Annotated in this window: 14 protein-coding genes and 1 tRNA gene; 12 read left to right on the top strand and 3 right to left on the bottom strand. The window is 72.9% G+C overall.

Annotated features, from left to right (window positions below):
• The 7 genes from LO763_RS26290 to LO763_RS26260 all read left to right on the top strand — a co-directional run bounded on the left by LO763_RS26290 (position 1) and on the right by LO763_RS26260 (position 6,697).
• On the top strand, positions 1-1,311 hold the full coding sequence (locus tag LO763_RS26290) for a hemolysin family protein (RefSeq protein ID WP_230790937.1): 1,311 nt from the start codon (positions 1-3) through the stop codon (positions 1,309-1,311).
• Position 1,312: 1 nt separating this feature from the next.
• Positions 1,313-1,636: a cytidine deaminase-like protein gene (locus LO763_RS26285; RefSeq protein WP_369432091.1), complete on the top strand. Its 324-nt coding sequence runs from the start codon at positions 1,313-1,315 to the stop codon at positions 1,634-1,636.
• Positions 1,629-2,528 carry a GTPase Era gene (gene era, locus LO763_RS26280; protein WP_230790933.1) on the top strand — a complete coding sequence of 300 codons (900 nt, stop codon included), beginning with the start codon at positions 1,629-1,631 and terminating at the stop codon, positions 2,526-2,528. Before LO763_RS26285 ends, era begins: the two co-directional genes overlap by 8 nt.
• Before the next feature lies 1 nt (position 2,529).
• Positions 2,530-2,982 (top strand): DUF6508 domain-containing protein, encoded by a 453-nt coding sequence (locus LO763_RS26275; protein ID WP_230790931.1) that lies wholly within the window; start codon positions 2,530-2,532, stop codon positions 2,980-2,982.
• Positions 2,983-3,077: 95 nt separating this feature from the next.
• A tRNA-Met gene (locus LO763_RS26270) sits at positions 3,078-3,154 on the top strand.
• A gap of 110 nt (positions 3,155-3,264) precedes the next feature.
• Positions 3,265-5,037 carry an ABC transporter ATP-binding protein gene (locus LO763_RS26265; protein ID WP_230790930.1) on the top strand — a complete coding sequence of 591 codons (1,773 nt, stop codon included), beginning with the start codon at positions 3,265-3,267 and terminating at the stop codon, positions 5,035-5,037.
• A gap of 136 nt (positions 5,038-5,173) precedes the next feature.
• Positions 5,174-6,697, top strand: coding sequence for a family 43 glycosylhydrolase (locus LO763_RS26260; protein WP_230790928.1), 1,524 nt, complete (start codon positions 5,174-5,176; stop codon positions 6,695-6,697).
• Between the two features lie 416 nt (positions 6,698-7,113).
• Here the strand turns inward: LO763_RS26260 and LO763_RS26255 are convergent, their stop codons facing one another.
• Complete coding sequence (locus LO763_RS26255) at positions 7,114-8,247, bottom strand: Mrp/NBP35 family ATP-binding protein (RefSeq protein WP_230790926.1); 1,134 nt, start codon at positions 8,245-8,247, stop codon at positions 7,114-7,116.
• Positions 8,248-8,336: 89 nt separating this feature from the next.
• Here LO763_RS26255 and LO763_RS26250 point away from each other — a divergent pair, with 89 nt between their 5' ends.
• On the top strand, positions 8,337-9,173 hold the full coding sequence (locus LO763_RS26250; RefSeq protein WP_230790924.1) for a PhzF family phenazine biosynthesis protein: 837 nt from the start codon (positions 8,337-8,339) through the stop codon (positions 9,171-9,173).
• A gap of 18 nt (positions 9,174-9,191) precedes the next feature.
• Here the strand turns inward: LO763_RS26250 and amrA are convergent, their stop codons facing one another.
• Positions 9,192-9,791, bottom strand: coding sequence for an AmmeMemoRadiSam system protein A (gene amrA, locus LO763_RS26245; protein ID WP_230790922.1), 600 nt, complete (start codon positions 9,789-9,791; stop codon positions 9,192-9,194).
• Positions 9,792-9,937: 146 nt separating this feature from the next.
• On the opposite strand from amrA, the gene LO763_RS26240 reads away from it, so the two are divergent.
• On the top strand, positions 9,938-10,810 hold the full coding sequence (locus LO763_RS26240) for an SDR family NAD(P)-dependent oxidoreductase (RefSeq protein ID WP_230790920.1): 873 nt from the start codon (positions 9,938-9,940) through the stop codon (positions 10,808-10,810).
• A gap of 104 nt (positions 10,811-10,914) precedes the next feature.
• Positions 10,915-11,535, top strand: a complete 621-nt coding sequence (locus tag LO763_RS26235; RefSeq protein WP_230790918.1) for a vitamin K epoxide reductase family protein — start codon at positions 10,915-10,917, stop codon at positions 11,533-11,535.
• A gap of 60 nt (positions 11,536-11,595) precedes the next feature.
• Here the strand turns inward: LO763_RS26235 and cysC are convergent, their stop codons facing one another.
• Positions 11,596-13,140 carry an adenylyl-sulfate kinase gene (cysC, locus tag LO763_RS26230; RefSeq protein ID WP_230790916.1) on the bottom strand — a complete coding sequence of 515 codons (1,545 nt, stop codon included), beginning with the start codon at positions 13,138-13,140 and terminating at the stop codon, positions 11,596-11,598.
• Between the two features lie 365 nt (positions 13,141-13,505).
• On the opposite strand from cysC, the gene ppc reads away from it, so the two are divergent.
• Positions 13,506-16,265 carry a phosphoenolpyruvate carboxylase gene (gene ppc / locus LO763_RS26225; RefSeq protein ID WP_230790914.1) on the top strand — a complete coding sequence of 920 codons (2,760 nt, stop codon included), beginning with the start codon at positions 13,506-13,508 and terminating at the stop codon, positions 16,263-16,265.
• A gap of 413 nt (positions 16,266-16,678) precedes the next feature.
• Positions 16,679-18,781: a glycoside hydrolase family 36 protein gene (locus tag LO763_RS26220; RefSeq protein WP_230790912.1), complete on the top strand. Its 2,103-nt coding sequence runs from the start codon at positions 16,679-16,681 to the stop codon at positions 18,779-18,781.
• Positions 18,782-19,637 lie beyond the last annotated feature (856 nt).

Genomic DNA, 19,637 nt, shown 5'->3' with positions numbered 1-19,637 from the left:
ATGGCGCCCTACACGCTCCTGGCGACGGCGGTCGCGCTGATCCTCGTCGCCGGGGGCGCCGCCATGGTCGACGCGGCGATCACCAACGTCTCGCCCGCCCGCACCGCCGAGCTCGCCGAGCAGCGCCGGCGCGGCGCCGAGTCGCTCGCCAAGATCGGCGAGGACCTGCCGCGGCACCTCAACCTGCTGATCCTGCTGCGCCTGGCCTGCGAGGCGGCCGCGATCGCGATCGTCGCCGTCGTCGCCTTCGACACCTGGAACGACTCCTGGACGGCCGTGGGGATCTCCGCGGCCGTCATGACCGTCGTGTCCTTCATCGTCATCGGCGTCAACCCGCGCACCCTCGGCCGCCAGCACGCCTACCCGATCGCGCTCGCCGTGGCGGGCCCCGTGGCCCTGCTCGGGACCGCGCTCGGCCCGCTCGCCAAGCTCCTCATCCTCGTCGGCAACGCCGTCACTCCCGGCAAGGGCTTCCGCGAGGGCCCGTTCGCGACCTCCGAGATCGAGATCCGCGAACTGGTCGAGGCCGCCGAGGCCCAGGGGACCGTGGACCACGAGGAGCGCGACATGATCGCCTCCGTGTTCGCCTTGGGCGACACCGTGGTCCGCGAGGTCATGGTCCCGCGCACCGCCATGGTGTGGGTGAGCGCCGAGACGCCCGCCGCCGAGGCCGAGGCGGTCGCGCTCCGCTCGGGCTTCTCGCGCATCCCGGTCATCGGCGAGGACCTGGACGACGTGCGCGGCGTGGTCTACCTCAAGGACCTGGTGCGCCTCGACGACGGCGCCGGCCATCCCGTGGGGGAGGTCATGCGCGCCGTCTCGTTCGTGCCCGACTCCAAGCCCGTGGACGACCTGCTGCGCGAGATGCAGACCGCCCGCATCCACATCGCCGTCGTCGTCGACGAGTACGGCGGCACCGCCGGGCTGGTGACCATCGAGGACATCCTCGAGGAGATCGTCGGCGAGATCACCGACGAGTACGACCAGGAGCTGCCGCCCGTGGCGTGGCTCGACGACCGCACCGCCCGCGTGACGGCCCGGCTGTCCGTCGAGGACCTCGCCGAGGCCTTCGACGTGGACCTGCCCGAGGTGGACGTCGACACCGTCGCCGGGCTGCTCGCCGCCGAGCTCGGCAAGGTGCCGCTCGCGGGCGACCGGGCCCGGCTGGCCGGGCTCGAACTGACCGCCGAGGGCACCGTCGGCCGCCGCAACCGCATCGAGACGGTGCGGGTCGCGCGGCTGCCCGAAGCCGACGAGACCGTCCCCGAGGCGGCCACCGAGAACGATGAGAGGCACGAACTGAATGTCTGACCTGACCGACCTCGACGCCGAGGACGCGAAACTCGCCACGCTGGCCCGCGGGGCCGCCGGACGCGTCCAGCAGGCCACCGGCGCGGCCGTCCGCGACGGCATCGGCCGCACCTACGCCTCGGCGGCGGTCGACCTCCCGTCGCTGAAGCTCACCGCCCTCCAGGCGGCGGTCGCGCAGGCGTTCGCGGCCGGGGCCGACCGCCTCGAGGCGGCCGTGGTCTTCGGGGCGGAGTCCGACGAGGACGGCCTCAAGGCCGCCAAGGAGATCAGTGCCGACCTGACCGCGTACGCGGTCCTTCGCAAAGAGGTGACCCGTCTTGCCTAGCAACGAGTTCCACGCCGGTTTCGCCTGCTTCGTGGGGCGCCCCAACGCGGGCAAGTCCACGCTGACCAACGCGATCATGGGCCAGAAGATCGCGATCACCTCCAAGCGCCCGCAGACCACGCGGCACGTGGTGCGGGCGATCCTGCACCGCCCGGACTCGCAGCTCATCCTGGTCGACACGCCCGGCCTCCACCGGCCGCGCACGCTGCTGGGGGAGCGGCTGAACGACCTGGTCCGCCAGACGTGGTCCGAAGTGGACGTCATCGGGCTGTGCCTGCCGGCCAACGAGAAGCCCGGGCCGGGCGACAAGTTCATCGCCGGGGAGATCGCCAAGCTCCACGCCAAGGTGGTCGCCGTGGTCACCAAGATCGACCTGGTGTCCAAGGACGCGCTGGTGCGGCACCTGACGAACGTGGAGGCCCTGGCGGACTTCGCCGACATCGTGCCGGTCTCGGCCAAGACCGGCGAGAACCTCGAGACGCTCGTCGACGTGCTCTCGGGCCACCTGCCCGAGTCGCCGCAGCTGTACCCGGACGGGATGATCACCGAGGAGCCCGAGCGGGTCATGATGGCCGAGCTGATCCGCGAGGCCGCGCTCGAGGGCGTGCGGGACGAGCTGCCGCACTCGCTCGCGGTCGTCATCGAGGACGTCGAGGACGAGGAGTCCGAAGGCGGGCCGCGCAAGAAGATCTGGGCCGAGATCTACGTCGAGCGCGACAGCCAGAAGGGCATCGTCATCGGCAAGGGCGGCGAGCGCCTCAAGCGGGTGGGCACGAAGGCCCGCAAGGGCATCGCGCAGCTCATCGGCGGCCGCGTGTACCTCGACCTGCATGTGCGGGTCGCCAAGGACTGGCAGCGCGACCCCAAGCTCCTCGAGCGCCTCGGCTTCTGACGTGGAACCCTCGGACGCCGAGGTGGCGGCGCACCTGGCCGCGGCTCCGGCCGCGGCCTGGGAGCGCCTGTTCGCGCTCGCGGACGCGCTCACCGAGGCCGACTTCGACGTCCCGTGGGCCGGCGGCGAGCGGACTCCCAGTGGGGCGATCACCATGCCCTACCCGAGGTACAGTGCCGCGGTGAACGCCGTCTGCTCCCAGCTGGCCGAGGTCGCGCTCGTGGTGTTCGACTGGCCGAGCTGGTTGCACGCCCATCCCGAGGTGCAGCGCCCGGAGGCGATCGCCGCGGCCGGACCGGCCACGGCGGCGCGGGCGGCCACGGCACTGCTGCGCGGTGAGCGGTTCTACGACGGCAACCTCGCGGCGGCCCTCGAGAGCGGCGTCTTCATGGCGATCGTGGAACGGCTCCGGCGCTGGTACACCGAGGAACGGTCGTCCGAGGTGACGTCCTGAGGTTCGCTGCGTAAACGCGATATGTCGCGGTGACAGCGCTCACGCGACCCTCGTTGGCGGGCAGTGGCAGTGGCGTGTAAGCTTTGTACATACGACGCGGGATAGAGCAGCTCGGTAGCTCGCCAGGCTCATAACCTGGAGGTCGGTGGTTCAAATCCGCCTCCCGCTACCAATATCAGTAAGGCCGATTCGCCGGAGACGGTGAATCGGCCCTACTGGCTTTCGCGCTATTCCCTTCTTTCCGGCTGTGCATTCGGGGTGACCCTCGGTACGATTCACTCCATGTCATTGCAAGCGTTTGCTCGCCGACAGGAAATGCTCGACGGCGCCCGTCCGGCGCGTTCCGTGCTCCGCCTCCTCGCCCGCCGCCCGTGGCGCATGCTGCTGGCCTTCCTCGCCTTCGCGGTCAAGGAGGTCCCCCTGTGGTTCCTCCCGGTGATCACCGCCGCGATCATCGACCTCGTCTCCTCCGACGGCTCCGTGGCCGCGGTGCTCGGCTGGCTCGCCGTCGCCGTCCTGCTGCTGGTCCAGAACTACCCCAACCACATCGTCTACACCCGCAACTTCATGACCGTGGTGCGCGACACCGGCGCCGACCTGCGCAACGCGCTCGCCGCCAGGCTTCAGAGCCTCTCCATCGGCTACTACACGCGCGTCAGCGCCTCGATCGTCCAGAACAAGGTCGTGCGCGACGTCGAGAACGTCGAGATGATGCTCCAGCAGATGACGCACCCGCTGCTGTCGTCCGCGATGGTGCTCATCGGCGCGATCACGATGACGGCGATCGCCGTGCCCCAGTTCCTGCCCGTGTACGCCCTCACCGTGCCGATCGCGATCGGCCTGCGCGCGGCCCTGCGGCGCCGCTCGCGCGCCCGCAACGAGGTGTTCCGCCGCGAGATGGAGGGCTTCGCCGCCCGCGTCGGCGAGATGGCCTCGCTCATCCCCGTCACGCGGGCCCACGGCCTCGAGCAGACCGCGGTCTCGCGCGTGGCGAGCGGCGCCGACGGCGTGCGCCGCGCCGGCCTGCACCTGGACATGCTCAACGGGCACGTCGCCTCCATCTCGTGGGTCACCATGCAGATCCTCGGCGTCGGCTGCCTCGGCCTCGCGGCGGCCTTCTCGCTCACCGAGTTCCTGCCGATCTCGCCCGGCGAGGTCGTGCTCCTGTCGACCTACTTCACGCTCCTGACCCAGGGGCTCACGAACCTGCTCATGCTCATCCCGGTCGGCGCGCGCGGCATGGAGTCCGTGCGGTCCATCGCCGAGGTGCTCCAGGACCCCGACATCGAGCAGAACGAGGGCAAGCGCGCCGTGGACGCCGTCGAGGGCCGGCTGACCCTCGACCGCGTCTCCCACCGCTACGAGGACGCGGAGGCCGAGGCGGTGCGGGAGGTCTCGCTCGACATCGAGGCAGGGACCACGGTCGCCTTCGTCGGCTCCTCCGGCTCGGGGAAGTCGACGCTGCTCAACCTGGTGCTCGGCTTCGTGCGGCCCACCTCGGGCCGCATCCTCCTGGACGGCGTCGACATGCAGGAGCTCGACCTGCGCACCGCCCGCCGGTTCACCTCGGTCGTGCCCCAGGAGTCGGTCCTGTTCGAGGGCACCATCCGCGAGAACATCGCCTACGGCCTGGAGGCGGACGAGGACCGGATCGTGCGGGCCCTCAAGGACGCCAACGCCTGGGAGTTCGTGCGCGACCTGCCCGACCGCATGGACACGGTCGTCGGCGAGCGGGGCGCGCGCCTCTCGGGCGGCCAGCGCCAGCGGCTCGCCATCGCGCGGGCCCTGGTGCGCGACCCGCGCATCCTGCTGCTCGACGAGGCGACCTCGGCGCTCGACCCCGAGGCCGAGGAGCTGGTGAAGGAGGCGCTGGGCCGGCTCATGCGCGGGCGCACCACGCTGGTCGTGGCGCACCGGCTCTCGACCATCCGCCAGGCGGACCGCATCGTGGTGCTCGACCGCGGCCGGATCGCCGAGCAGGGGACGCACGAGGAGCTGGTGGAGGCCTCGGGCCGCTACGCCCACATGCACCTGACCCAGACCGGCGCCCGCTGACCGGACGCGGTGCGCCCCGACGCGGGGCGCACCGCGTCTCGGCGAAGAAGACGGGCCCTGGTCTTGAACGACCCGGCATGTTCGCGATAACATCGACAAGTCTCTATCCCTTACCTCTAGAGATTCAGGTATTCGCATGAACATGCGCCTCCTGCGCCGCCGACGGGCCGAGGGCCCGGCCGGACGGCGCCGACCAGCAGTCCTGGCCGGGTTCGCCGCCGCCGTCATGGCGGCCGCCGGCCTGGCCCTCCTCGCGCCGGCCGCCTCCCACGCGGCCGTCGAGACCGACACCGACTACGTCCTCACCAGCCGCCACTCCGGCCTGGCGCTCGACATCCTGGAGTTCTCCACGGAGGACGGCGCCGCCCTCATTCAGTGGAACCGCACCGACGCGACCAACCAGCAGTTCCGGTTCATCGACTCGGGAGGGGGCTACTACCGCGTTCAATCCCGGCACAGCGGCAAAGTCCTCGGCCTCCAGAACCAGAGCACCGCAGACGGCGCCCAGGTCGTCCAGGAGACCGACACCAACGCCACCGACCAGCAGTGGCTGGTCCAGGAGAGCGGCGGCTACGCCTCCTTCGTGAACCGCCTGTCGGGCAAGGCGCTCGACGTGTGGGAGTGGTCCACCGCCGCGGGCGACCGCATCTCCCAGTACACCGCCACCGGCGGCGCCAACCAGCAGTGGTCGCTCACCGAGGTCGGCGGCGGCTCCGAGCCCGTCCCGTCCGACTGCGACAGCGGCCCCAGCCAGCCCCCGAACCTGAGCGGCAGCCTCGGCGCCCACGACCCCGCGCTGTGGGCCGGGTGCACCGGCGAGCCGTGGTTCGTCTACGCCACCGGCGACGGCCGCTTCGGCGGCGGCACGCCGCCGATCTTCCGCTCGACCAACGGCGGCCAGACCTGGCAGAACGTCGGCACCATGTGGAACTCCAAGCCCGCGTGGACCACGCAGCAGATCCAGGGCGTCGACAACCTGTGGGCTCCGGAGATCTTCTACGACGAGGGCCAGGGCCTGTACTACCTGTACTACACGGCCTCGACCTTCGGCTCGCAGCGCTCGGCGATCGGCCTGGCGACCAGCCCGACGCTCGACCCGTCCGCGCCCGGCTACGGCTGGACCGACCGCGGCGCGGTGTTCCAGTCCTACGAGGGCGACGCCTACAACGCGATCGACCCGAACATCATCGTGGACGAGGCCGGGCGCCACTGGATGGCCTTCGGCTCCTGGTGGCAGGGCATCCACATCGTCGAACTCGACTGGCCCTCGGGCAAGCCCGCCTCCGGGGCCGCGCCGATCCGGCTCGCCACCAAGGGCGGCGGCATCGAGGCGCCCTCGATGATGAGGCACGGCGACTACTACTACCTGTTCACCTCGATCGGGACCTGCTGCGCGGGCGCGAACTCGACGTACCAGATCACCGTCGGCCGCTCGACCTCGCCGACGGGCCCGTTCGTGGACGCCGACGGCGTCGACATGCGCAACGGCGGCGGCACGGTCGTCCTCGGCGCGTACGGGAACAACGTCGCCGCGGGCGGCCAGTCCCTCCACCGGGGGTTCATGGCCTACCACGCCTACGGCCGAGGCGGCGGCTTCGCGCTCGACATCGAGCAGATCGAGTGGAACTCGGCCGGGTGGCCCCTCCTCAACGGCAGTTGAGGACCAAAGGTGCAGCCTCAACGGCAGTTGAGGACAAGGAGCCCAGCCTCAACGGCAGTTGAGGACGCGGGCCCGGCCCCGGTCGAGTCGAAGCGCCGCTTCGACGGCGGCTGAGGGCCACGAGCACCGAACGGCACCACTTCGGCGGCACCGACCTTCCTCCCCATCGGCGGGGGGCGCCCGCCGGCGGCCCCCCCCCCCCCCCCCCGCGCCCCCCCCCCGCCCCCCCGCCCCCCTCCCCCCGCCCCCCCCCCCCCCCCCCCCCCCCCCCCCCCCCCCCCCCCCCCCCCCCCCCCCCCCCCCCCCCCGCCGCTGAAACCCGTGCCGGACCCGACGGCACCGGGGCACGCCCGGGCCGCCCGGTTCATGCCGGCCTGACCGGAACCGCTCGAGGCGGACCGGCCGCACCGCGCGGGTCAGACCGGGCTCAGGCCCAGCTGCTTGCCCGCCAAGGACACCTTCCGCACCGCCAGCTGGTCCGCGATCGCGCGGATCGCCCGCGACGCCTCGCAGTCGGGGTCCGAGAGCACCAGCGGCATCCCGGCGTCCCCGCCCTCGCGCAGTTTCGGGTCGAGCGGCACCTGGCCCAGGAGCGGCACCTCGGCGCCCACGTCCCGCGTCAGCGCCTCCGCGACGACCTTCCCGCCGCCGGAGCCGAACGGCTCGATGTGCGACCCGTCGGGCAGCTCCATCCACGACATGTTCTCCACCACGCCCGCGAGCTTCTGGTGGGTCTGCGTGACGATCGCCCCCGCCCGCTCGGCCACCTCGGCGGCCGCCTGCTGCGGGGTCGTCACGACCACGAGCTCGGCGGTCGGCAGCAGCTGCGCCACCGAGATCGCGATGTCGCCGGTCCCGGGCGGCAGGTCGAGCAGGAGCACGTCCAGCTCGCCCCAGTACACGTCCGCCAGGAACTGCTGGAGCGCCCGGTGCAGCATCGGGCCCCGCCACACCACGGCGGTGTTGCCCGGGGTGAACATCCCGATCGAGATCACCTTCATGCCGTGCGCCTGCGGCGGCATGATCATGTCCTCGACCTGCGTCGGCGCGCCCTCCACGCCGAGCATCCGGGGGATCGAGTGGCCGTAGATGTCGGCGTCGGCGACGCCCACTGACAGGCCCTTCGCGGCCAGCGCCGCGGCGAGGTTCACCGTCATCGAGGACTTGCCGACCCCGCCCTTGCCCGAGGCGATCGCGAACACGCGCGTGCGCGACTCGGGCAGGTTGAACGGGATCACCGGCTCGGCCCCGGCCTTGCCGCGCAGCTTGACCTGGAGGTCGGCGCGCTGCTGCTCGGTCATCACCCCGAACTCGAGCGCGAGCTCCTCGACGCCGTCGACGGCGTCGACCGCGGCGGCGATGTCCCGTTGCAGCGTGTCGCGCATGGGACAGCCCGCGACCGTGAGGAGGATCGTCAGGGACAGGCGACCGCCTTCGACCGTGACGGTGTCGACCATGCCCAGTTCGGTGATCGGGCGGCGGATCTCGGGGTCGTTGACGTGCGAGAGCGCTTCGTGCACGGCCTCGACGACGGCAGCGTTGTCAGACATGACCCAATCGTAACCACGCAATTCGGATCGCCAATGTGAGCGTAGCCTTACCGCACCCGCTCCCAGGCTCGCGCGCTATAAGTGCCCCCATGCTTCCCTTCGAGATCTACGACGTGTTCTCCGACCGCGCCTACGCGGGCAACCAGCTCGCGGTCGTCTACGGCGGCCGGGACCTGGCCGCGGCCCAGATGCAGGCGATCGCCAAGGAGTTCGGGTTCTCCGAGACCTCGTTCGTGCTCCCCGCCACCGAGGCGGGCGCGGACTACCGGGCCCGGATCTTCACCCCTGCGGAGGAACTGCCGTTCGCCGGCCACCCCACGATCGGCACCGCGCTGGCGGTCGTCGCCTCCGGGCTGGTGGCCCCCGAGGGCGACACGGTCGTGCAGGAGTGCGGCGCGGGCCTCATGGACGTCGTGATCGGCGACGGCGAGGCGCTGCTGCTCTCGCGCGTGGTCGAACCGGGCGAGCCGATCGACCCGGCGGTGGCGGCGGCCGCGACCGGCCTCGCGGTCGACCGGATCATCGGCGTCCCGCAGGCGGCGAGCGCGGGGCTGTCCCACAACTTCGTGCGGGTCGACGACGCGGCCGTGGCCGAGGCGGTCGACGTGCCCGGCCACCTGCCCAAGGTCTACCCGTTCAGCTTCGACCCCGAGACGAACCGGGTGCACGCCCGGCTCTTCCACGTGGGCGTCGGCGAGGACCCCGCGACCGGTTCGGCGGCGGTCGCCCTGGGCGTCTACCTGGTCGAGCAGGGCCTGATCGCCGGGGACGGCCTCCACGAGTACGAGATCGCGCAGGGCGCCGAGATCGGCCGCCCCTCGCGGCTCGTCGGGCAGGTCGCCGTCGCCGGAGGCCGCATCGCGCACGTCGGCGTGACCGGCTCGGCGGTGAAGGTCGCCGAAGGCAGCCTCGTCACCCTCCCCTAGAGGATGCTCGAACACCCCTCAACCGGTGAACGACACCGTCTCGTAGCGCTCGGCCTCCAGGCCCTCGGGCCAGGCGGCCGAGCGCAGCCCGCCGCCCCCGGGGCCCTGCGGCCAGCCGCCCTTGCGCAGCAGGGCCGCGACGAACCGCTCGGGTTCGGGCAGGCCCGCCCACACCGACGGCAGGAACGTCGCGCGGCGGCGCCCGCCGTCCTTGAGGGTGAGCCCGTCCACGCCGGGGCGGAGCCGCTCCAGCAGCGCCGTGAAGTCCCCCGCGCCCATCGGCTCCGGCGGGGAGAGCACGGTCACGGTGATCCGCAGCTCGTCGACCTCCTCGGGCCGCACCGCGGGCATCCGCGGGTCGCGGGCGGCGGCGCGGGCGTTGCGGACCACGTCGACGCCCAAGGGCCGCAGCGCCCTCAGCGTGCCGATGCAGCCGCGCAAGGCGCCGTCGCGCTCGAGCGTCACGAAGGTCGCCTCGCGCCTGCCGAGCGCCGGCGCGGCCCCCGCGGCGGCGAGTGCGGCCGCGTCCGGCGGCCGCGGCTCGAACGAGGTCGCGACCGCGGTGCGCGCCAGCGCGGTCAGGACCGGTCCGAGGTCGCGGCTCAGCTGCGGCTCCATCCTCCGATGGTCCCACGGCCGCCGCCGGGCGGCCAGGGCCCGCCGCCTCCCCGGCGCTCCCGCGGAGGCCGGCCCGGGCGCCCCATTCGGTGCCGCCCGGCCCGGCGGTGGTGCGTTCGGGCGGGGCCGCGTGAGAGACTGCGTCAATGAATGAACCGCGCACCGGACCCGACTCATTCGACTCGTCGTTCGACGGCCTCGCGGAGGTGATCGACCTCCCTTCGAGCGGCCAGTCGCCGCTGGCCGCGTCGCAGCGCGGGCGCCTCCAGGAACTCGACTCGCTGGCCGGGAAGATCGCGCTCGTGACGGGCGCGGGGGCGACCGACGGGATCGGGTACGCCATCGCCACGCGGCTGCGACTGGCGGGCGCGTCGGTCGCGATCGTGTCCACCACCAAGCGGATCCACGAGCGAGCCGGCGAGATCGACGCGATCGGGTTCGTGGCGGACCTGGCGGACGAGGCCGAGGTCGGCGGCCTGGCCGACGCGGTCGGCGACGCCCTCGGCGAGGTCGACATCCTCGTCAACAACGCGGGCCTCACCTCGAAGTCCGACCCGGCCGTGGTGAAGCCGGTCGCCCAGCTGTCCTATGCGGACTGGCAGTCGGAGCTGGCGCGGAACCTCGACACGGCGTTCCTGGTGTCGCGGGCGTTCGTCCAGTCGATGGCCGAGCGCGGCTGGGGCCGGATCGTGAACGTGGCCGCGACGGCCGGCGTGGTGAACGCCGTCCCCGCCGAGGCCGCCTACGCCGCCGCGAAGGCCGGGGTCACCGGCCTGACGAAGGCGCTCGCCACCGAAGTGGTCGCCGACGGCGTCACCGTCAACGCGATCGCGCCCGGCCTGGTCCGCACCGGCTCCTCGACCGTGCCCGAGCTCCAGAAGGGCCTCGACGGCCCGATGGGCCGCCCCGGCACGCCCGAAGAGGTCGCCGCGGCGGCCGTGTTCTTCTGCGCCCCTTCGGCCTCCTACGTCACCGGCCAGACCCTCGTGGTCGACGGGGGACAGTCCCTGCGGGCCTGAACCGTCACATGCCCGGTGCCGCGCCGCAACTTCGGACGGGCCGCGGTCGTTACCCTTGCGTGACGAGACTTGCGACGGCGACAGCGGAGACGAGGGAGGCGCGCGTGGACGAGGCCTTCGGCGAGAGCGGCAGAGAGGCCCGGGGACGCACCGTCACCGGGCTGGTCCTGCTCCTGGGCGGCCTGGTCGGCCTGGCCGCCGCATTCGACCTCACCTACGAGCGGATCGCGTCGCTGCTCGACCCCGACCACGTCATCTCCTGCGACTTCAACCCGGTCCTGTCCTGCGGCACCGTCATGAGCACCTGGCAGGCCTCGGTGTTCGGGTTCGCGAACCCGATCATCGGCCTGGCGAGCTTCCCGCTGGTGGTCTTCATGGGGGTCCTGCTCCTGTCGAAGGTGTCGCTGCCGCGCTGGATCGCGCTGGTGTTCAACCTCGGCGCCCTCGGCGGGATCGCGTTCGTGTCCTGGCTGATCTTCCAGTCGGTCTACATGATCGGGGTCCTGTGCCCCTGGTGCATGGCGGTGTGGGCAGTGGTCCTGCCGATCTTCTGGTTCACCACGGTCCGCAACCTCCGCACCGGCGCGATCCCGGTGAGCGCCGACTGGCGCGACGCCGTCGACGACCTGCTGCGCTTCCACTGGATCGGCCTGGCGCTGCTGTACCTGGCGGTCGTCACGGTCGTGGCCACCGGCTTCTGGGACTACTGGTCCACCCTCCTCTAGCGGCCCGCCGCCCCGGGACGCGGCGAAGGCCCGGGCCGTGCCCGGGCCTTCCGCATCCGCTCAGGCGATCTTCAGCCCGATCGGCTCCAGCCAGCCGCCCTCGGACAGGTACTCCAGGACCTGCTCGACGGCCTCGCCGACGGTGATGTCGGTGGTGTCGATCTCCAGCTCCGCGTTCGGCGGCGGCTCGTACGGGTCGGAGATCCCCGTGAACTCGGGGATCTGCCCCGCCCGCGCCTTCGCGTACAGCCCCTTGCGGTCCCGCGACTCGCACACCTCCAGGGGCGTCGAGATGTGGACGAGCACGAAGTCGGCCCCGGCCGCCTCGGCCATGCGCCGCGCCTCGGCCCGGTCGGCCTCGTACGGCGCGATCGGAGCGGCCATGCCGATGCCGCCGTGGCGGGCGACCTCGGCCGCGACGAACCCGATCCGGCGGACGTTCACCGACCGGTCGGCCCGGGAGAACCCGAGCCCGCTGGAGAGCAGCCGGCGCACCACGTCGCCGTCGAACAGCGACACCGTGCGCGTCCCGTCCTCCAGCAGCGCCTCGTGGACCCCGCGCGAGATCGTGGACTTCCCCGAGCCGGACAGGCCCGTGAAGAACAGGGACAGCCCCCGCTGGCGCCGCGGCGGACGGGCCTTGCGCAGCTCGGCGGCCACGCTCGGCGGCGTGTGCCACTCCGGCAGGCCGAAACCGCGGTCGAGCATGTCGGCGATCTCGGCGTCGCTCAGCGCCGTGCGCCGGAACGGCGGCTCGATGTCCTCGATGGGGCGCCACTGGCCGTCGCGCGTGTCGTACGCGAGCTCGCGGGGGACCATCGCGCGGACCCCGTCGCCGCCCCCGAGCCCGTCGGGCCCGGTCATGAGGTGCGTCGCGCCGTAGGCGGCCGCCACCTTCGCCGTCAGCAGGCCGTCGCGCAGGCGGTCGCCGCGCTTGGACAGCGGCACCGTCAGCACGGTCGCGGTCGGCAGCCGGTCCTTCGCGGCCAGGACCGAGCGCACCAGCGCCGCGGTCGGCAGCCGCAGCTCGCGGTCGCCGTTCGTCTCGTCCCCGGTGGGGATCATGACCAGCACGTGCGCGGCCAGGTTGTGCGCGGCGCGCGCCAACTGCGCCAACTGCGGGCGGTGCAGCGGCTTGTCCGCCACCAGCGCCAGCACGCGCGGCTTCGTATAGGTCGTCCTGGCCTGCTCGGGCGTGGCGCGCAGACCCGTGAAGACCCCGTGGGCCGCATCGGCGATGCGCCGCACCGGCCCCCCGACGCGGACCATGTCCGGGCCGAGCGCGTCGAGGCTGTGGCACTCCACGGCCGCGACCGGCGCCCCCTCGGGATCGGTGATGCGCAGCACACGCCGCTTCGGGTCGGGGTGGTCGAGCTGCCGCGCGATCTCGATCGGCACGTCCAGCGTCACCGGCACCGGCCACGCCGTCCCGTCGGCGAGCATGCCGGTCCGGGCCACCGCCCGCGCCTGCGCCTCGCCCATGAACCCCCGCAGGGGCGCGTACGCCCCGAACAGCAGCAGCTCCAGGTCGGCCAGTTCGTGCGGCAGCGGGGTGTGGCTCGGCGCTTCGGCGAGGATCTCGTCGGGCAGTACCCAGTCAGACATCGGCGGTCGGGATCCCTTCGCAAGTGGATCGGGCGGGGCGGCGTTCTCGGTCGCACCAGCGTATGCCACCGGTCCGTCACGCATCTCACCCGCCGCTGTCCGGTACGCGCGGGCCCGTCCCGCATGCCGGAATCGAAAAGTGGCGCGCCCATTACCGGTAAGTTACGCTGACGGAGCCTCTTCACGGCTCCGCGAGCGCACCCGGTCGGCGCGAGCCCACGGTGCCGCGAGCGACTGCCGTGAAGTGCGGATCCACGGCCGTGCAAGCGCTCGCCGCGGGTGCCCACGATGACAACTGACCGCGGACAAGGACGTCGGCGCGAGCGGCCCCTCAGGGTTTGCCCAGACCACCAGTGGAGACCTCCATGGACTACTTCGACTCCTCCAGCGGAACCGACGACAAGCAGCTCCGCCGCGACATCCGCCGCCTCGGCAACCTCCTCGGCCAGGCACTGGTCCGCCAAGAGGGCCCCCAGCTCCTCGAACTCGTCGAGGAGGTCCGCGGCCTGGTCCGCCACCAGCCCGAGGTCGTGGCCTCCCGCCTCGCGAAGCTCGACGTCAACGAGGAGGTCGACCTCGCCCGCGCCTTCGCCACGTACTTCCACCTGGCGAACATCACCGAGCAGGTCCACCGCGCCCGCGACATGCGCCGCTCGCGCGCCGAGAACGGCGGCTGGCTCTCCCGGGCCCGCGCCGAGATCACCCTCGAGGACATCCCGGCCGACCAGATCGCCGCCGCCGCCGAACGCCTCGAAGTGCGCCCGGTCTTCACCGCCCACCCCACCGAGGCCGCCCGCCGCTCCATCCTCGTCAAACTGCGCAACATCGCCGACCTGCTCGACGCCGAGACCGCCGAGCGGGCCGTCCTCGGCTCCGCCGACGTCGACGCCGTCAACTCCCGCCTCGCCGAGATCATCGACCTGCTCTGGCAGACCGACGAACTCCGCGTCGAGAAGCCCGAGCCCACCGACGAGGCCCGCAACGCGATCTACTACCTCACCGACCTCTACCGCGACGCCGCCGCGCGGGTCCTCACCGACCTCAACGCGACCCTCACCGACCTCGGCGGCTCCCCCCGCCCCGGCTCCGCCCCCCTCAAGTTCGGCACCTGGATCGGCGGCGACCGCGACGGCAACCCCTTCGTGACCCCCGAGGTCACCCGCCAGGTCCTGCTCATGCAGCACGAGCACGGCATCGCCGCCGCCGAGGGCGCCGTCGCCGAACTCATCAACGAGCTCTCCGTCTCCCAGGCCGTCCGCCCGGCCTCCCAGGAACTCCACGACTCCGTCAACGCCGACCTGGAGTGCCTCGCCGCCGCCATCCCGGCCCGCTACCGCCGCATCCACGCCGAGGAGCCCTACCGGCTCAAGGCCCGCGCGATCGAGGCCAAGCTCGCCAACACGCGCACCCGCCACGCCGAGGGACTCCCGCACCGCGCCGGCGTCGACTACGCCGACGGCCGCGAACTCCTCGCCGACCTCCAGGTCATGCGCGACTCCCTCGCCCGCCAGCGCGGCCAGCTCGCCGCCAAGGGCGTCCTGGACCGCGTCATCCGCACCGTCTCGGCCTTCGGCCTCCAACTGGCCACCATGGACGTCCGCGAGCACTCCGAGGCCCACCACAAGGTCCTCGCCGAGCTCTACGACGCCACCGGCGAGATCGACAAGCCCTACACCGAACTCGACGCCGAAGAGCGCGACGCCCTCCTCTCCAGGGAGCTGTCGGGCCAGCGCCCGCTCGCGCCCGCGAACGTCGACCTCACCGAGGCCAACCGCAAGACCTTCGACGTCTTCCACGCGATCCGCGACGCCCAGGAGCAGTTCGGCGCCGCCATCGTCGAGTCCTACATCATCTCGATGACCCACGAGCCCGCCGACGTCCTCGCGCCCGTGATCCTCGCCCGCGACGCCGGCCTCATCGACGTCGCCCGCGGCCGCGCCGACATCGGCTTCGTCCCCCTCCTCGAAGAGGTCGAGGAGCTCAGCAACGCCGACACCCTCCTCGACCACCTCCTGAGCCTGCCCGCCTACCGCGCGATCGTCGCGGCCCGCGGGAACGTCCAGGAGGTCATGCTCGGCTACTCCGACTCCAACAAGGACGCGGGCATCACCGCCAGCCAGTGGAACATCCAGAGCGCCCAGCGCCAGCTGCGCGACACCGCCCACAAGCACGGCGTGCGCCTGCGGCTCTTCCACGGCCGCGGCGGCACCATCGGCCGCGGCGGCGGCCCCACCCACGAGGCGATCCTCGCCCAGCCCTCGGGCACCCTCGACGGCGCCATCAAGATCACCGAGCAGGGCGAGGTCCTCTCCGACAAGTACACGCTGCCCGCGCTGGCCCGCGAGAACCTCGAACTGACCGTGGCCGCCTCCCTCAAGGCCACGCTGCTGCACACCGAGCCGCGCCACCAGCCCGAGGTGCTCCAGCGCTGGTTCGAGGTCATGGACCGCACCTCCGAGGCGTCCAAGGCCGTCTACCGCGACCTGACCGGCCGCCCCGGCCTGGCCGAGTACTTCTGGGCGGTGAGCCCCACCGAGCTCCTGGGCGCGCTGAACATCGGCTCGCGCCCGTCGAAGCGCCCGAACACCGACGCGGGCCTCTCGGGCCTGCGCGCGATCCCGTGGGTGTTCGGCTGGACGCAGTCGCGCCAGATCGTCCCCGGCTGGTACGGCGTGGGCGCCGGGCTCGCGTCGGCCCGCGAGGCGGGCCTGGGGGACCAGGTCGCCGAGATGTACGAGAAGTGGCACTTCTTCCGCAACTTCGTCTCGAACGTGGAGATGACGCTCGCCAAGACCGACCTGTCGATCGCCGAGCAGTACGTCGCCACGCTGGTCCCGGCCGACCTCCAGCCGATCTTCGACGTGATCCGCGCCGAGCACGCCTCCACGGTGGCCGAGGTGCTGGCGCTGACCGGCGGCGAGAAGCTCCTCGACGCGAACCCGCAGCTGGCCCGCACCCTGGAGGTCCGCGACCGCTACCTGGCGCCGCTGCACCACCTCCAGATCTCGCTGCTGAAGCGCTACCGCTCCGAGGGCGGCGCCGACGGCGACGTGGACCCGCAGCTCAAGCGGGCCCTCCTCATCACCGTCAACGGCATCGCCGCGGGCCTGCGCAACACCGGCTGACCCGCCGGCGGGGCCGCTCGCAGGCGTCCGGCCTCCACGCCGCCGCCTCGGTGAGGGTCCAGCGCACCGAGTTATCCACAACCGAACGACCAGCGAGAACGCCGCCCGTGGGAAAATTATCCACAGGCGGTGAACTCGTTGTTGCCGTTCAGTTGCTCGTCGTGTTGCATGGATAGCAAAAAAGCCGTTCGGCACTGGCGGGATGGCGGCGACAGAAGGGGATTCGCGAACGTCGCCATACCGAGGTCGCGCGCGGGAAGCCGCCCGCGCGTGGTCCCCGCCCGGTGCCGCTCCTCCGCGGAGCGGCGGGGGGGGGGGGGGGCGCCGGCCCCCCCCCCCCCCCCCCCCCCCCCCCCCCCCACGCCCCCGCCACCGGCCCCACCGGGCCGAACGACGCCATGAGGAGACACGCCATGACACTGCGATGGTCCACCGGGGACTTCGACCTCGAGCTGGCGACCGGCGCCGACGCGCCGGTCTCGATCCGGTCGTTCACTCCCGCCGGCGAGGCGCCCCGCCCGCCCGCCGCCACCCCGCCCCTGGTCGAGGTCCAGGCCCTCGGCCACGGCCGCTTCCCCGGCAGCCACCGCTACACCTGCACCGCCGTGGGCTCGCGCCTGCGCCACACCGGCCACGAGACGATCGGCGGCGACCTGCACGTCCACCAGGCCGACCCGGTCACCGGGCTGCGCGCCACCAGCGTCCTCAGCCCCTCCGGCCGCGCCCTGCGGGCCTGGACCGTGCTCCGCGCCGACCGGCCGATCACGATCCAGGCCGTCACCTCCCTGGTCCTGGGCACCTTCGTCACCGATGACACCACTGTGGACGACCTCGACGTCCTGTGGGGCGACAACGACTGGGTCGCCGAGTCCCGCTGGCACCGCGCCCCGCTGCGCGAGGCCGGCCTGCCCGCCATGGACCCCGCCGTGCACCACCACATGAACCGCGCCCGCATGGCCGTCACCACCCGCGGCTCCTGGTCCACGGGGGAGCGCCTGCCCACCGGCCTCGTCGTCCGCCGCGACGGCGGCTACGGCCTCGCCTTCCAGATCGAGCACAACGGCGCCTGGCACTGGGAGCTGGGCGAGGACCGCGCCGGCGCCTCGCTCGCGCTCCTGGGCCCCACCGACGCCGAGCACCAGTGGACCGTCCGCCTCGAGGCGGGCGAGTCCTTCACGTCCGTGCCCGTGGCCGTCACCGTCGCCCGCGACCCCGCCGACCCGGTGGGCGCCGTCCTCGCCGGGCTCACCGCCCACCGCCGCGCCCTCGTGGCCGCCAAGGGCACCGCCGGTCTCGACGGCCCCCTGCCGGTGGTCTTCAACGACTACATGAACACCCTCATGGGCGACCCCACCGCCGCGAAGGTCCTCCCGCTCGCCGAGGCCGCCGCCGAGGCCGGCGCCGACTACTACTGCATCGACGCGGGCTGGTACGACGACGACGCGGGCGGCTGGTGGGACGCCGTGGGGGAGTGGGAGCCCAGCCGCTCGCGATTCCCCGACGGCCTCGACGCCGTCCTCGCCCGCATCCGGGAGCTCGGCATGGTCCCCGGGATCTGGCTCGAGCCCGAGGTGGTCGGCGTCCGCTCCCCGCTCGCGCGGACCCTGCCCGACGAGGCCTTCTTCCAGCGCGGCGGCGAGCGCGTCGTCGAGCACGGCCGCCACCAGCTCGACCTGCGCCACCCGGCCGCCCGCGCGCACCTCGACGCCGTCGTGGACCGCCTCGTCGGCATGGGCGTGGGCTTCTTCAAGCTCGACTACAACATCATGCCCGGGCCTGGCACCGACGCCGGCGGCCTCGCGCCCGGCGCGGGGCTCCTGGAGCACTGCCGCGCCTACCTCGACTGGCTCGACGCGGTCCTCGCCCGCCATCCCGGGCTCCTGGTCGAGAACTGCGCCTCCGGCGGCATGCGGGCCGACTACGCGACCCTGTCCCGCCTCCACCTCCAGTCCACGTCGGACCAGCAGGACCCGGTGCTGTACCCGGCGATCGCGGCCGCCACCCCCGCGTCGATCCTGCCCGAGCAGGCCGGGCACTGGGGCTACGCCCAGCCCGAGATGAGCGCCGAGGAGTCGGCGTTCACCCTCGTCGCGGGGATCACCGGCCGCCTCTACCTCAGCGGCCACCTCGCGAGGATGGACGAGGAGCAGCTCGCGCTCGTCGCCACCGCCGTCGCCGCGCACCGGGAGCTCCTGCCGCACAGCGCGGCCGCCGTCCCGTCCTGGCCGCTCGGCCTCGAGCACCGCGGCCCCTGGCAGGCCTTCGCGCTCCACACCGGGGCCGCCGCGGTGGTCACCGTCTGGCGCCTCCCCGGCGCCCCCGACGCCGTCGAGCTGCCGCTGCCCGCGCTGCGCGGCGTCCAGGTCGCCTGCGACCAGGTCTTCCCCGCCCCGGGCACGCCCGGCATGGGCGAGTGGGACTGGAGCTGGAACGCCGCCCAGGGCGTGCTCCGCGTCGCGACCGACGTCCCGGCCCCCACCGCGCGGGTCCTGCGCCTAACGAGGGAGCGCCCTTAGGCGACTCCGCGGCCCGACTCGCCCACCACCCCCGGTGGCTGGACGCCGAATGCCGCCGCCTGCTCGGCTTCGGCGCGAGGCTCGGTCTGCCCGAGGACGGCGCCGCCCGCCTCGACGACACCGGCGAACCCGTTCCCGCCCAAGGCGTTCCCACCTGGATCACCGCCAGGACCGTCCATGCCCACGCCCTCGGTGCGCTGCTCGGCGTCCCCGGCAGCGCCCCGACTGCCGACGCCGCGCTCGCGGGCCTCCCCGTGGCCGTCGCGGACACCATTCGCGCCGGCGACGGAGTGGCAGTCGCTTCCTGAACGGGTCTCCGTATTCGGGGCCGCGGATGTTCTTGGTTCAGGAGGGCGGCGATGAAGGGGCGGACGGTTCCTGAACCGGACCTTCGACCTTCAGGTGGCGGATGCTCGCGGTCAGGGCGGGCGGCGACAAAGGGGTGATCGTTGGCTGGGGCGGGGTTTCGGCTTTGGGGTGTGGGCATGCTGGAGGGCCCGGCCCCGTGGGGGTTCGGGCTGCGGGCCTGGTGGTGTGGTGTGGCCTCGCGTCCCCCAGCAGTCGCCTGCTGGGGCGGGGTAAGAAGGGTGGTTCGCCGTAGTCGATGGGCCCGATCGGGACCACTGGCTTGACCGGCCTGATCGTCCTGGCCGTGGTGGCGGTTTCCGCGAGGGCGGGCTTCCTTGGTGATGATGTTTCGGCTTCGGCTTCGGCTGTCGGTGCGGCCGGTGGCGTCGGTGTGGCGGCCGGGGCCTGTTCGGTACTGCCGGTGCGGTCAGTGCCGTTGGTGGTCCCGGTGGTGAAGCGTGCTCGTGCTTTGGCGCGGGCTTCGCGTATGGCGGCTCGGGCGTGTTGG

It is taken from the genome of Glycomyces amatae, from assembly GCF_020991375.1.
GTDB classification, from domain to species: Bacteria; Actinomycetota; Actinomycetes; order Mycobacteriales; family Micromonosporaceae; genus Glycomyces; species Glycomyces amatae.
The sequence above is the reverse complement of the archived record's forward strand: the minus strand, read 5'-3'. Positions and strand labels throughout refer to the sequence as shown.

Excerpts from the sequence above, each read along its gene's own strand:
- LO763_RS26290 (WP_230790937.1), top strand. The coding sequence starts at position 1 with ATGGCGCCCTACACGCTCCTGGCGACGGCGGTCGCGCTGATCCTCGTC.
- LO763_RS26265 (WP_230790930.1), top strand. The coding sequence starts at position 3,265 with ATGTCATTGCAAGCGTTTGCTCGCCGACAGGAAATGCTCGACGGCGCC.
- LO763_RS26260 (WP_230790928.1), top strand. The coding sequence starts at position 5,174 with ATGAACATGCGCCTCCTGCGCCGCCGACGGGCCGAGGGCCCGGCCGGA.
- LO763_RS26255 (WP_230790926.1), bottom strand. The coding sequence starts at position 8,247 with ATGTCTGACAACGCTGCCGTCGTCGAGGCCGTGCACGAAGCGCTCTCG.
- LO763_RS26250 (WP_230790924.1), top strand. The coding sequence starts at position 8,337 with ATGCTTCCCTTCGAGATCTACGACGTGTTCTCCGACCGCGCCTACGCG.
- amrA (WP_230790922.1), bottom strand. The coding sequence starts at position 9,791 with ATGGAGCCGCAGCTGAGCCGCGACCTCGGACCGGTCCTGACCGCGCTG.
- LO763_RS26240 (WP_230790920.1), top strand. The coding sequence starts at position 9,938 with ATGAATGAACCGCGCACCGGACCCGACTCATTCGACTCGTCGTTCGAC.
- cysC (WP_230790916.1), bottom strand. The coding sequence starts at position 13,140 with ATGTCTGACTGGGTACTGCCCGACGAGATCCTCGCCGAAGCGCCGAGC.
- ppc (WP_230790914.1), top strand. The coding sequence starts at position 13,506 with ATGGACTACTTCGACTCCTCCAGCGGAACCGACGACAAGCAGCTCCGC.
- LO763_RS26220 (WP_230790912.1), top strand. The coding sequence starts at position 16,679 with ATGACACTGCGATGGTCCACCGGGGACTTCGACCTCGAGCTGGCGACC.